We start from the raw sequence: 12219 nt of genomic DNA, 5'->3' as shown, positions 1-12219 counted from the left end.
GCCGCGCCACGCGTGCCGCCGCGAGACCGAACGGCGATGCTTTATCCGCCGATCCCCTGCGCGCCCATCGTCAGAAATTTTTCCCGACGACGCGCCTTAAGGACGCCACCTTCCAGGGGGCGTAATTCCCCGAGCGCTTTCTCGATCGCCGCCCCAACCCGGGATATCGCGTCTTGGGGCGCACGATGCGCGCCGCCCAAGGGTTCATCGACAACGGCGTCGATAACCTTCAGCTTATGCAGGTCCTGAGCCGTTAGGTGCAGAGCGCCGGCGGCGTCCTTCGCCTTATCGCCATCACGCCACAAAATCGATGCGCAGCCTTCGGGTGAAATCACCGAATAGATGGAATGTTGCAACATCAAGACGGCGTTCGCCGCCGCCAGGGCGATCGCGCCGCCCGACCCGCCCTCGCCGATAATCACAGAAACCAAGGGCGCCTTGATATCCAGGCAGGTTTCAATGCTGCGGGCGATGGCCTCGGCCTGGCCGCGCGCCTCGGCATCGACGCCGGGATAGGCTCCGGCGGTATCCACCAAGGTGACGACCGGCAGAGCGAAGCGCTCGGCGAGACGCATCAGGCGTTGCGCCTTACGGTACCCTTCGGGGCGCACCATACCGAAATTATGCTTCACTCGACTTTGCGTATCGGCGCCTTTTTCGGTGCCGATCACCACCACCGAGCGCCCGCCCAGACGGCCCAGACCACCGACGATGGCGCAATCTTCGGCGAACAGGCGATCCCCCGCCAACGGGGTAAAATCCGTGATCAGCGCGTGAATGTAGTCCAAAGCGTGGGGGCGACCCGGATGGCGGGCGACCTGCGCCTTCTGCCATGGCGTCAATTTGGCGTACGTTTGACGTAGGAGCTTATCGACCTTGGCCTGAAGCTTGGAGACTTCCTCGGCGATGTTGACTTCACCGGCCCCGGAAAGGTGACGCAGTTCCTCAATCTTTCCTTCGAGTTCGGCGATCGGTTTTTCAAAGTCTAAAAAGTGGTTCATGGGCGTTTTTCTAACACACTGATTTTGACAAGGCGACGGATAAAACATGCGCCGCGGCGACGCCCGCTTATCCCATCGAAGACGGGACACACGAAAGGTGGCGGGAAAGCCGCATCGCACCCTTCGCGCCGCACGCGGCGGCACTGTATAAAACCGCGCGCCGCCGCGCAACAGGAACTCGGTGCGGATCCGTTCAGCCCTTGACCTGTTCGGCCTTGCGCACCACGACCTCGGCCTGCTTAATCGAGGCGATATCGATCAGTTTGCCGTCCAGCGTGACGGCGCCCTTGCCTTCCTTCTGGGCCTGTTCCATGGCGGCCAGGATGCGTTTCGCCTTGTCGATTTCCTCGGACGAGGGGCTGAACAAATGATTGGCCAGAGCGGTCTGACTGGGATGGATCGCCCACTTACCCTCGCAGCCGAGAACCGCGGCGCGCATCGCCTGGGCCTTGTAACCGTCGGCGTCGGAAATATCGCCGAAGGGACCATCGACCGGACGTAAACCATTGGCCCGTGCGGCGACCACCATGCGCGCAATCGCATAGTGCCACATATCGCCCCAATGAAAATCTCGCCCGCCGGCGACGTCCGGGTCGGTGAGCACGCCGTACTCGGCGTTTGGACCGCCGATATTGGTCGTCCGCGCCTTGGTCGAGGCCGCGTAATCGGCGACACCGAAGTGCAGCGACTCGTTGCGCCTGCTGGCGGCGGCGATATCGTGGATATTGGCCATCCCCAGGGCGGTCTCGATGATCAACTCGAAGCCGATTTTTTTCTTCAGCCCCTTGGCCGCCTCGATCTGACCGACCAGCATGTCCAGCGCATAGACATCCGACGCCACGCCGACCTTGGGGATCATGATCAGGTCCAAATGTTCGCCCGCTTGCTCCACCACGTCAACGACATCACGATACATATAATGCGTATCCAGACCGTTAATCCGAACCGAAACGGTTTTTCCCCTCCAATCAAGATCGTTCAGCGCCGCGATGATGTTTTTACGCGCCTGTTCCTTATCGTTCGGGGCGACGGCGTCCTCAAGATCGAGAAAAACGACATCGGCGTCACCCGCCGCCGCCTTTTCGAGAAAACGCGCGTTCGAGCCGGGCACCGCCAACTCGGAACGATTTAAACGGGCCGGCGCCTGTTCGGTGATGGTAAAACTCATAAGGGGTATCTCCACTGTCTCGCTGTGTCCGTTCGCATTGCACCGCACGCCGGGAAAAACGGAACCGGCGGCGACGGCGGCGGGTTATCGGCGAAGTGTGCAACGCGATAGGGCTTTTCGCAACGCAAAAAGCAGCGTCCTCAGCGAGGGCCATGCACGGACAGGGGGTGCGCGGCGCGCACCAAAGATTTCAAGCGTTCATCCAGAACATGGGTGTAAATTTGCGTGGTGGCGATGTCGCTATGCCCCAGCATCTGTTGCAACGCGCGCAGATCGGCGCCATGGGCAAGCAAATGGCTGGCGAAGGAGTGGCGTAAAACGTGAGGCGAGACCCGTTTCGGATCGATCCCAGCCTCGCCGGCCAGAACCTTAATCAGCTGCCCGAAGCGCGCGCGCGTGAGGTATCCTTGCTTCGCTCGGGATGGAAACATCCATGGCGAGCGCCCATGCAGGGCCTGAGGAATGAAATGCGTCCGGTGCGCCAAATAGGCGACCAGCGCGGCGCTGGCCTCCTCGTTGAGAGGAACCATGCGCTCCTTGGCGCCTTTGCCGCGAACGATCAGGATCATACCGTCGCGCGACAGCGCCCCCAACGGCAATCCCACCAATTCCGAAACGCGCAACCCGCAGGCGTAGAGCACTTCGATCAGGGCGATCAGACGCGCGCCCTCGGGCCCCGAATGGACGTGCGCCCGATCGAGAAGGCGTTCGACCTCTTCCTCGCTGAGATATTTCGGCAGCGAACGCCCTTGGTGCGGGCTGTCGATGGTCGCCGTCGGATCGTCGCCGCGATAATCGTCAGACAACAAAAACAGAAAAAATTGACGCAGCGCGGATAACCGCCGCGCCGCCGTGCGCGGCGACAGGCCGGCCCCGGTCATGCGCGCCAGGTACTTGCGGATCATTGTCGGATCGGCGTCTTCGGGTTGGCGCCCTCGTCCCGCGGTAAACCCGGAGAAATCGTCCAAATCATGACGATACGAATCCAGCGTATTCACGGCGGCCCCGCGTTCGGCGGCCATCATTTCGATAAAGCTATCGACCCAACGCGAGGGAGGAAAACCCGCCGGTTCTCGTCCACGCCGCCCGGTCATGGCGCCGACGCCAACATGATTTCCAGACTTAATTTACGCGCATCCGCCTGAAGTCCGACGGCTCCCAACGCCGCGACGATGCGTTCCATATCCATGGGATTGAGCCCCGCCGGATCGGCCCTTCCGATCGCCACCAGGCTGAGCAGCACCGTTTCACCGACGCGACCGTTTCGCGCCGCGTCATCAAGAGCGTGGGCGATCGGCGCCTGCATGGCCTCGGTGCTCAGGCGCGCGGAACCCGCCAGCAAGCTTCGCCACACGGACACCGGAAGTTTATCGCCAAGACCGGAAAGTAGGGCGTAGAGCATCGACGCCCGGGCGCGGGCGTTGGGCGTATTTTTGACCACCGCCCACCAGGCCTGGGCGCGGGCGTCCGTCGTGACGGCGTTCGTCGCCCCGCCCTGCGTGGCGGCGCCCCCGTCCGCAGGCTTTCCCATCGCCGCCCGCCCGTCGGGGTTAATGTTTACGCCGCGCTCTTGTGTCGAGGTCGAGGTCGAGGTCGAGGTCGGTGTTGGTGCTGGTATTGGTGTCGGTGTTGGCGTTGGCGTTGGCGCCCTATCCGGTTTGGCCCGCTCAAGGCCCGACAAGCGCACAATCGGCATCAGCGCCGTCAGGGCGTCACGCGCGGAAGAATCGAGCGTCGCCCGCGTCCGTAGGAACGCAAGCCAACGTCGCGCGCCGGCGTCGTCGCCCGCCACGATCAGGGCGCGCAACGCCTCGGGCGCGAGCCACGCCAGCGTGCTCGAAGGTTCAAGCCCCGCGATCAACGGCGCGAAGGCGCGCGCCGTCAAGGCGTAACGCCCATCCTCACGCCCCAGCTTCAAGGCGCGGGCGAGGGTTTCGGCACGCGCCGAAGGGATCGCCTGGCCCAATGCGGCGCGATACAACAGCGCCCGGCTCCATGCCCCGCGTTTTTTCTCGGCTCGGGAAAGGGGGCTGGCCAATTCATCCTGGGAGAAGGAGACGCTTTCATAGATCTGACGCAGTTCGTCCGGCCCCAACGCACCGACGCCCGCCACCCGCTCGGCGCTGTCCAGGCGCACGTCCAGGGGGGCGTTGGGACTGCTCGAAAGGACGCGCAAAATTGCCGGAGACGATGTCGTCGCCACGTCCTCGGGCAACGCGACGTTAAGCGCGCGCGCCATCGCCAACGTCAACGGAGTCGGATCGGGAAATGTCGTCAATTTCGCCTGCGTCCGCAGAGTGAAAGCGTCCATCAAGGTGTAAAAAACAGGCGCTTTTACGCCCTGCTCGCGCAACAATGAAACGCCCAGGGCCGCGGCATCCATTTTTCCCGCCAACGCCTGGCAGAAAATCAGCGCCTGACGCCAATATTCTTGATCGCCGCCAGCCGCGCCGACCGCCCCCTGCGCCAAGGCGCAGGCGCGGGCGTTGTCGCCGTTCAGCAACCGAACATCGGCCTCGATCCGATTGATTTTCTCATCCGCCACCCGCCCCGGTATGGCGTCGATCAACTGCGTCGCCCCAGGGATGTCGCCCATTGCCGACAAAATCGTGATGCGTCTGGCAAGCAGGGTAACGCCCGCATCGAGGCTTTCCCCCGTAGGGGCCAGCGCCCGCGACAACATCGTGCGGCGCATCAGGTCGCGCACCACGGGAGAGGTCGCATCCACCGGCAACGCCGAAAATAAGGTTTCCACCACGGCGCGCGGCGTCCCCCGCCACAAATCAACGCCAAAGCCGCCGCTTCCCTGATCCAAAACCCCTACCGTCTCGGGATTGATCTGGCCCAAAGTATCCGCCTGAATACCCGACGGCGCCTTGACGACCGTCCCCTCCGGCGGCGCGCCGGATGAAGAGGCGTTTGTCGCGGGTGGCGCGGCGGGAGAAGCGGCGGGTCCCGTCTCAATCGTTTGCCTCGGCGTCGGAAGCGGCGAAGCCGGAGGTGGTGAGGACGGCGTAAGCTGGGAAGACGTTCTAGCCGGTGGCGTCAAGACCAGGGGGCCTTGCTGCGCCGACGCCCGCGGAACGCCCGCGGCCAACACCAACGGCCCAAGCGCCGCCGCACCCAACACAAACGTAAGAGGCCTGCCGAACATCCCGCGCAAACCGGCTCCCCCAAGACCACTCACCGGCCATCCCCTGCCGGGGAGCACGCCGCGAAGATTGACGCAAAAGGAAAACATCATACTCAAGATCACCTTTTTTCGCGGCGCCCTACCGCGGGAAAACGGAGCCGAAAAGCGGCCTATTGCGGAAAACGAGCATCGGGCAACGTTTTCACCATGTGCGATGTCGGAGCAGGTATCCGCCACGTCGCCAGAAACGCGCCCGCCCCGCCAACCAAAACCAGCGCCAGAAAAATAATCATCGTCGAAATTTTTTTCATTTCTATCCTTAAATCGTCTTTATCTTTAAACCGTCGCGATCATCCGACGGGCCGCATCCAGAAAGGGTGCTGGGGCGGCTCAACGGTACGCCCAACGGCATCGGGGGACAAAACCGAGGCGTTCAAAAAGAGCCCCGAAACAAAGCTTCTTCGGTTTACCTTATGGGGCGATTATGGCAGTTTTTCGGCGACATAAAAGTCTCCAACACCCCGGCGCGCGCCTTATCACCGGCGGCAGCGGCGTCGGTGCGGGCGAACCTGGACGACTTTACCGCCGACTTTATAGCCGTACCCCTTGTTCTTTGCGCGACTTTAATGCAAACGTAACCCCTATGAGCAATATCGTGTTACCCACCCTTAACCGTTCGATTGTCCTGGTTGGTTTGATGGGCGCAGGAAAAAGCAGCGTCGGACGCCGTCTCGCCAAGACGTTGGAATGGCCGTTTATCGACGCCGACGACGAAATCGTCAAGGCCGCGGGATGTTCGATCGAGGATATTTTCGAACTCTACGGCGAAGCCGCGTTCCGAGAAGGGGAAAAACGGGTTATTTTACGCCTTCTCGAAGGCGCGCCGATCGTCCTCGCCACCGGCGGCGGCGCGTTCATCAACCCCGAAATTCGCGCCACGATCAAACGGCGCGGCGTCTCGGTCTGGCTGCGCGCCGAGCTGTCGATTTTATACGAACGCACCTCGCGACGCGCCGGACGCCCTTTACTGAAAAGCGAAGATCCACGCGCCGTGTTAAAAACGCTGATCGATCAGCGTTACCCGGTATATGCCGAAGCCGACATCGAAATCGAATCCCGAAACGAGCCACACGAAGTCGCCGTCAAGGCCATTATCGACGCCTTACGGCGTCACATGAACGATCACCCACAACAATTGGAAGCCCATTCTTCGCGATGACACACCCGTCCCATCCGACACCCGAGCCGGCCTTGCAAACCCTAAACGTCGCCCTGGGTGAACGCAGTTACGACATTTTCGTCGGCGAAGGCCTGATCGCCCGGAGCGCCGGTTTGCTGAGGCCTCTCTTGCCGCAACCGCGCGTCGTCATCGTCACCGACACCAATGTCGCGCCGCTGTATCTCGAACCGCTGCGTCGGGCGCTGGAAGGCGGCGGCATCTCGAGCGACGCCGTCGTGTTGCCCGCCGGCGAACCGACGAAAGACTTCGGCCACTTGGAAACACTGGTGTCGCGCCTCCTTGACCTGAAGGTCGAGCGCCAAACCACTCTGATCGCCCTGGGTGGCGGCGTGATCGGCGATATCACCGGTTTCGCCGCGGCGATCACGCTGCGCGGTCTGCCCTTCGTGCAAATTCCCACCACACTGCTCGCCCAGGTCGATAGCTCCGTCGGCGGCAAAACCGGCATCAACACCCGACACGGAAAGAATTTGGTCGGGGCGTTCTATCAACCCCTGGCCGTCATCGCCGACACCGACACCTTCGATACCCTGCCCATGCGCCAAGTTCTAGCGGGATACGGCGAAGTCGTTAAATACGGCGCCATCGACGATCCCGACTTTTTTTCCTGGCTGGAACGTCACGGCGCCGACATGGTCGCCCACGCCGATCCCGTGGCGCGCCGTCACGCCGTGTTACACAGTTGTCGAGCCAAGGCCGCGATCGTCGCCGGCGACGAACGCGAAAGCGGCGCGCGCGCGCTGCTCAACCTGGGACACACCTTCGCTCACGCCCTTGAATCGACAGTCGGCTACGGCGACGGACTGCTTCATGGCGAAGCCGTCGCCATCGGCATCGTGCTGGCGTTCGAGGTGTCCGTGAAAATGGGCTTGTGCCCCGACGAAGACATCGCCCGGCTGCGCGCCCATTTCGAAAATATCGGCTTGCCCCACACCATCAAACCTTTCGTCACCGAATCGTGGTCGGGCGCGCGTCTGGTCGAACTTATGGGACAAGACAAGAAAGTTCGAGACAACAAAATCACGTTCATTCTGGCCCGGGGAATAGGGAAAGCTTTTATTACCGACGAGGTCGATTTGTCGGTTGTGACGAATATCCTACAGGATGCCATCGACCGCGCACGCGCGTAGTCGTGGTCGGGCGCGCCCACGGTTGAACGGGGCATCGCGAAGAGGGCATGGCGTCGCTTAAATATGGCGCGGCGGGGCCAACCCCAAGATTACGGCACACCTTTGCAAAGAGTTTGAGGATATGGTTCTGACAATCGCCGCTATTGTTTTTCTACTCCTTCTGTCCGCTTTTTTTTCCGGCTCGGAGACCGCACTGACGGCGTCGTCCCGGCCACTGATGCATCAGCTTGAACAACAGGGAAACCCCCGCGCCCGGCTGGTCAATCACCTGTATGAAAAAAAAGAACGCCTCATCGGCTCGATCCTGTTGGGCAACAACTTGGTCAATATTTTAGCCTCGGCCCTGGCGACCAATGCCCTAATCACCATTTTCGGCGCGGCCGGGGTTGTTTACGCCACCTTGGCGATGACCCTTTTGGTGTTGATTTTTGCCGAGGTCCTGCCCAAAACTTACGCCTTTCGTCACGCCAACCACGTCGCCCTGTCGATCGCTCCCAGTGTCAATTTTCTGGTCATCGCGGTCACGCCCCTGACGATCATGCTCAACGCCATCATCCACGCCACACTTCACCTTTTCGGGGCCGACCACCGGGGTTCCGGGGGTTTGGGCGAAAATGCCGAGGAACTGCGCGGCGCAATCGCGCTGCATGGAATGGAAACGGATGAGGAAGAAGAAATCGCCGTGGTCCGCCATGAACGCAACATGCTGCGCAGCGTCCTTGATCTGGCGGAAGTGCAAGTCGGCGAAATCACCATCCACCGCAAGGATGTCGTCGCGATCGACGCCGATCTCAGCCCAGGCGCTATCCTTTCTCAAGTCCTCGACAGCCCATACACCCGCATTCCGCTATGGAAAAACGACACCGACAACATTGTCGGCGTTCTTCACGCCAAGGACCTGTTGCGTGCGGTGCGCGCCGCGACCGGCGAGGCGCCGGGGCGACAGAAGGCGATCGACGAGCTGGACATCATGGCCATCGCCTCGAAACCATGGTTCGTCCCCGAACATACCTTGCTGCTGGATCAATTGCAGGCGTTTCGCGAACGGCGCGAGCATTTCGCCCTAGTGGTCGATGAATATGGCTCCCTGCTCGGCATCGTTACGCTGGAAGACATCCTTGAGGAAATTGTCGGCGATATCTCCGACGAACACGACGTCCATATTTTTGGCGTCACCCCCCAGACCGACGGGGCCTACATTATCCGCGGCACGGCGACAATACGCGACCTTAACCGTCAGTTGGATTGGCGCCTTCCCGACGAGGACGCGGCGACCATCGCGGGACTGGTTCTTCATGAAGCCCGGCGCATCCCCGAGGAAGGACAAGTTTTTCAATTCCACGGCTTTCGTTTCGAAATTTTGCGCCTACAACGCCATCAGATCGTTTCACTGCGGGTCACACCACCCAACAGCGGCGACGCGGAGGAGCTCTAGAACATGCTACATCGAAGCGTCGCCACCATCGTCCGGGAAACGCCCCCATTCTGGCGCCTGATGAACATGGCGGAGGCATTGCAAAGCGCCCTCGAATGGCTTTATCCCGGCGACGGAGCGCGCTCCGGGGGATCGGAAGCGAAGGTCGTTATTTTGTGCGATGACGCGGGAAAATTTCAAGCCCTCGCGACCGGTGAAGATGTTTTACGCGCCGTGCACGACCGAAACATGGACCCAAGAACGACCCGCCTCGAAGCGATCATCTCCGAGCTCGGCGATGTCCTGACGGCCGGCGACAGCATTCTCGACGCCCTGGACCTGATGTCCCTTCGCCCGGCGAGCCATCTGGTTCTTGTCGATGACGACCGCCGCCCGCTGGGCGTTTTGTCGCAACGTCAAATGCTGAAAACCGTCAAGGCCTACATAGACACGCAAACCCGCGCCGTGCAGACGCAACTGTTCGGAGCCCACATTTTCGGAACGACATCGGAGTGACTTAGGCGGAGGCCCGCAACCCGCCGCGCCTAGTGAGGCGTTCGCTTAATCCACCATGTCCGGCCTCAAGATGACCGCTATCCGTCGCGGCATTGCGAAAATACGACAGGATGAAGGCGCGAACCGCCGCGGTGCGCGACGAATTGTACCGATTATGATCGATCAGCGTACACAGTTCGTGAACGCTCAAGTTTTCACGATCGCAAATTTCCTCAAACGCATCCCAGACGTCTTCCTCCAAACGTAGGCTCGTCCGCCGACCATCGATGGTCACATTCCTGTTTTGCAACATACTCTTGATATCGGACAATTAACCCCCCTTGCCCCCAAGTCGCCGACGAACGAAGTGGGCGTCCGTCCTCCCCCGGGTGTACGCGATCGATACTTTTTTATGAACGCTCAAGTCATATAACACCGCCGGCGATTCGCCAAGAAGAAACACGACCTGTGCTACCCCAGGTTGCCATTTTCGAATTCCTTGAAAGAGAGCCTGGCGCCGCTTCATTCCCCCGGCGCGCGTGTTTTCAAGGCCAAGGCATGGACCGGACCGGCCATTTCATCCGCCAGGAGACGATAAACCATGCGCTGTCTTTCGACCTGATTTTTTCCGGCGAACGCGGCGCACGACAGCTCGACCCTAAAGTGGGTCTGCCCTTCGGGGCGAGCCCCGGCGTGGCCTTCGTGTTTATGGGATTCATCGACAACGTCCAAATATTCGGGATCGAATTCCGTTTTTAATTTTTGATAGATTTGATCGCGTACGCGCATTTTCTGGTCCTTTATTTTCGTGCTCTCTCATCGCGTTTGCGATGCAATGGCGCCCTCGAAACATCGTTAAATGCCGGATACAATTTCCCGACGTCCTCATCTCCATGGCCGAGCCATGTCTTGCCAATTGAAAGCGCAAACATCATAGTTAGGGAATGTCCGATAAACGCACTTCACCACACGGCGCACCGCACCGCCACAATAAAAATGCGCAGCCGTCCACCGGCAAACCTTGCGCCTGGCCCGATTGCGCGCAAGAAGGCGCGTACCGCGCCCCGAAATCGCGCACCCAGTTGAACGAGTATCACTGGTATTGTTTGACCCATATCCGCGAACGCAACAAATCGTGGAATTATTTCGCCGGACTGAACGAGCAGGAGGTCGAGGCTCAAGTGCGCCATGACACCGTTTGGAACCGCCCGACCTGGAAGATGGGTGGAATCGGGCCGCGCGCCTTCGACGCCGCGCGCCAACGTTTTTCCGACGCTTTCGGCGGCTTCGAAGGCGACGCACGCCGTCGCACCCGCGGCGATGATGCGCGACCACCCAAAGCCCCACCGTCGCAAGCCCGCGCCCTTGCGGTGCTCGACCTCGACCCCACCGTCACCATGAAGGCGCTGAAATCGCGTTATAAGTCTCTCGTCAAGCGCCACCATCCCGACGCCAACAACGGCGACAAGCGATCGGAAGAAAAATTCAAACAAATCGTCGAGGCCTATCAAATTATCCGTAAAAGTCTTGGCGAAACGGCTTCATAATTTTTCCCAATTCCGCTTTTTAAGCGCTACAGTCGATCCTCCGTTCATCCCCGCGCCAACCGAGTACGAGCCACGCCCCATGAGCACGCCAACCGAATCTAACGCCTTCCCGCTCGATAAGCCCGACACCACGGTGTCGGTGCGCGAAACGTTCAAGATCGATTCCGATCTTGTCGTTCCCGCGTTCAGCCGGGGCGAGGAACACGTCCCCGACATCGACCCCGCCTATCAGTTCGATCACGACACCACGTTGGCGATCCTGGCCGGGTTCGCCCACAACCGCCGGGTCATGATCCAAGGCTATCACGGCACCGGAAAATCGACCCACATCGAACAGGTCGCCGCGCGCCTCAACTGGCCCACCGTGCGCATCAATCTGGATAGCCACGTCAGCCGCATCGACCTCGTCGGCAAGGACGCCATCGTGCTCAAGGACGGCAAGCAGATCACCGAGTTCCGCGAGGGTATTTTGCCCTGGGCGTTGCAGCGCCCGGTGGCCATCGTCTTCGACGAATACGACGCCGGACGCCCCGACGTGATGTTCGTCATTCAACGCGTGCTCGAAGTCGAAGGCAAGCTGACCCTGCTCGACCAGAACCGGGTCATCAAGCCGCATCCCTATTTTCGCCTTTTTTCGACCACCAACACCATCGGCCTGGGCGACACCACGGGGCTGTATCACGGCACCCAGCAAATCAATCAAGGCCAGATGGACCGTTGGAGCATCGTCGCCACGCTTAACTATTTGCCCCACGACGACGAGGTCAACATCATGTTGAACAAGCTGCCCACCTTCAACACCGAAGACGGCAGGGCCAAAATATCGGCGATGGTCGAGGTCGCCGACCTGACCCGCCAAGGCTTCGTCAACGGCGACATTTCAACCGTCATGTCGCCCCGCACCGTGATGACCTGGGCCGAAAATACCGACATTTTCGGCGACCTAACCTTCGCTTTTCGTCTCAGCTTCCTCAACAAGTGCGACGAATTGGAGCGCCCCATCGTCGCCGAGTATTATCAGCGCTGCTTTAACGAGGACCTTCCCGACGCCGTCGGCAACGCCAAAGTGGTCCTGTAGGACGGCACGGGCA

The 12219-nt window shown here is 60.6% G+C and carries 13 protein-coding genes; 6 read left to right on the top strand and 7 right to left on the bottom strand.

Annotation, left to right across the window (positions count from 1 at the left end; translation table 11 throughout):
• Nucleotides 1-41 precede the first annotated feature (41 nt).
• The 5 genes from P3M64_RS12030 to P3M64_RS12010 form a co-directional block, all read right to left on the bottom strand.
• Nucleotides 42-1001, bottom strand: coding sequence for an acetyl-CoA carboxylase carboxyltransferase subunit alpha (locus P3M64_RS12030; RefSeq protein ID WP_132938477.1), 960 nt, complete (start codon nucleotides 999-1001; stop codon nucleotides 42-44).
• A 193-nt stretch (nucleotides 1002-1194) separates the two neighbouring features.
• Nucleotides 1195-2169, bottom strand: a complete 975-nt coding sequence (locus tag P3M64_RS12025; protein ID WP_132938478.1) for an HpcH/HpaI aldolase/citrate lyase family protein — start codon at nucleotides 2167-2169, stop codon at nucleotides 1195-1197.
• A gap of 140 nt (nucleotides 2170-2309) precedes the next feature.
• Nucleotides 2310-3263: a site-specific tyrosine recombinase XerD gene (locus P3M64_RS12020; RefSeq protein WP_132938479.1), complete on the bottom strand. Its 954-nt coding sequence runs from the start codon at nucleotides 3261-3263 to the stop codon at nucleotides 2310-2312.
• Nucleotides 3260-5413 (bottom strand): hypothetical protein, encoded by a 2154-nt coding sequence (locus P3M64_RS12015; protein WP_132938480.1) that lies wholly within the window; start codon nucleotides 5411-5413, stop codon nucleotides 3260-3262. The genes P3M64_RS12020 and P3M64_RS12015 overlap by 4 nt, the downstream gene beginning before the upstream one ends.
• Nucleotides 5414-5472: 59 nt before the next feature.
• On the bottom strand, nucleotides 5473-5613 hold the full coding sequence (locus P3M64_RS12010) for a hypothetical protein (RefSeq protein WP_165886257.1): 141 nt from the start codon (nucleotides 5611-5613) through the stop codon (nucleotides 5473-5475).
• A gap of 332 nt (nucleotides 5614-5945) precedes the next feature.
• Between P3M64_RS12010 and P3M64_RS12005 the strand changes: the two genes are divergently transcribed.
• The 4 genes from P3M64_RS12005 (at nucleotide 5946) to P3M64_RS11990 (ending at nucleotide 9602) form a co-directional block, all read left to right on the top strand.
• The gene (locus P3M64_RS12005) at nucleotides 5946-6521 is read left to right on the top strand and encodes a shikimate kinase (RefSeq protein ID WP_132938481.1); all 576 of its coding nucleotides are present in this window, start codon (nucleotides 5946-5948) and stop codon (nucleotides 6519-6521) included.
• Nucleotides 6518-7672: a 3-dehydroquinate synthase gene (gene aroB / locus P3M64_RS12000; protein WP_132938482.1), complete on the top strand. Its 1155-nt coding sequence runs from the start codon at nucleotides 6518-6520 to the stop codon at nucleotides 7670-7672. Before P3M64_RS12005 ends, aroB begins: the two co-directional genes overlap by 4 nt.
• A gap of 121 nt (nucleotides 7673-7793) precedes the next feature.
• On the top strand, nucleotides 7794-9107 hold the full coding sequence (locus tag P3M64_RS11995; RefSeq protein WP_132938483.1) for an HlyC/CorC family transporter: 1314 nt from the start codon (nucleotides 7794-7796) through the stop codon (nucleotides 9105-9107).
• A 3-nt stretch (nucleotides 9108-9110) separates the two neighbouring features.
• Nucleotides 9111-9602 carry a CBS domain-containing protein gene (locus P3M64_RS11990; protein WP_132938484.1) on the top strand — a complete coding sequence of 164 codons (492 nt, stop codon included), beginning with the start codon at nucleotides 9111-9113 and terminating at the stop codon, nucleotides 9600-9602.
• 1 nt (nucleotide 9603) lies between these two features.
• Here the strand turns inward: P3M64_RS11990 and P3M64_RS11985 are convergent, their stop codons facing one another.
• Together P3M64_RS11985 and P3M64_RS11980 are read right to left on the bottom strand one after the other, a co-directional pair.
• Nucleotides 9604-9912 carry a ribbon-helix-helix domain-containing protein gene (locus P3M64_RS11985; RefSeq protein ID WP_132938485.1) on the bottom strand — a complete coding sequence of 103 codons (309 nt, stop codon included), beginning with the start codon at nucleotides 9910-9912 and terminating at the stop codon, nucleotides 9604-9606.
• A gap of 191 nt (nucleotides 9913-10103) precedes the next feature.
• The gene (locus tag P3M64_RS11980) at nucleotides 10104-10370 is read right to left on the bottom strand and encodes a BolA family protein (protein ID WP_132938486.1); all 267 of its coding nucleotides are present in this window, start codon (nucleotides 10368-10370) and stop codon (nucleotides 10104-10106) included.
• A 155-nt stretch (nucleotides 10371-10525) separates the two neighbouring features.
• On the opposite strand from P3M64_RS11980, the gene P3M64_RS11975 reads away from it, so the two are divergent.
• Both P3M64_RS11975 and cobS read left to right on the top strand, forming a co-directional pair.
• A complete protein-coding gene (locus P3M64_RS11975) occupies nucleotides 10526-11128 on the top strand; it encodes a J domain-containing protein (RefSeq protein WP_132938487.1) in 603 nt (200 codons plus the stop codon).
• Nucleotides 11129-11207: 79 nt separating this feature from the next.
• Entirely contained in the window at nucleotides 11208-12206 is a 999-nt protein-coding gene (gene cobS / locus P3M64_RS11970) for a cobaltochelatase subunit CobS (protein ID WP_132938488.1), read from the top strand.
• Nucleotides 12207-12219 lie beyond the last annotated feature (13 nt).

The organism is Varunaivibrio sulfuroxidans, assembly GCF_029318635.1.
Classification (GTDB): Bacteria; Pseudomonadota; Alphaproteobacteria; order Rhodospirillales; family Magnetovibrionaceae; genus Varunaivibrio; species Varunaivibrio sulfuroxidans.
The sequence above is the reverse complement of the archived record's forward strand: the minus strand, read 5'-3'. Positions and strand labels throughout refer to the sequence as shown.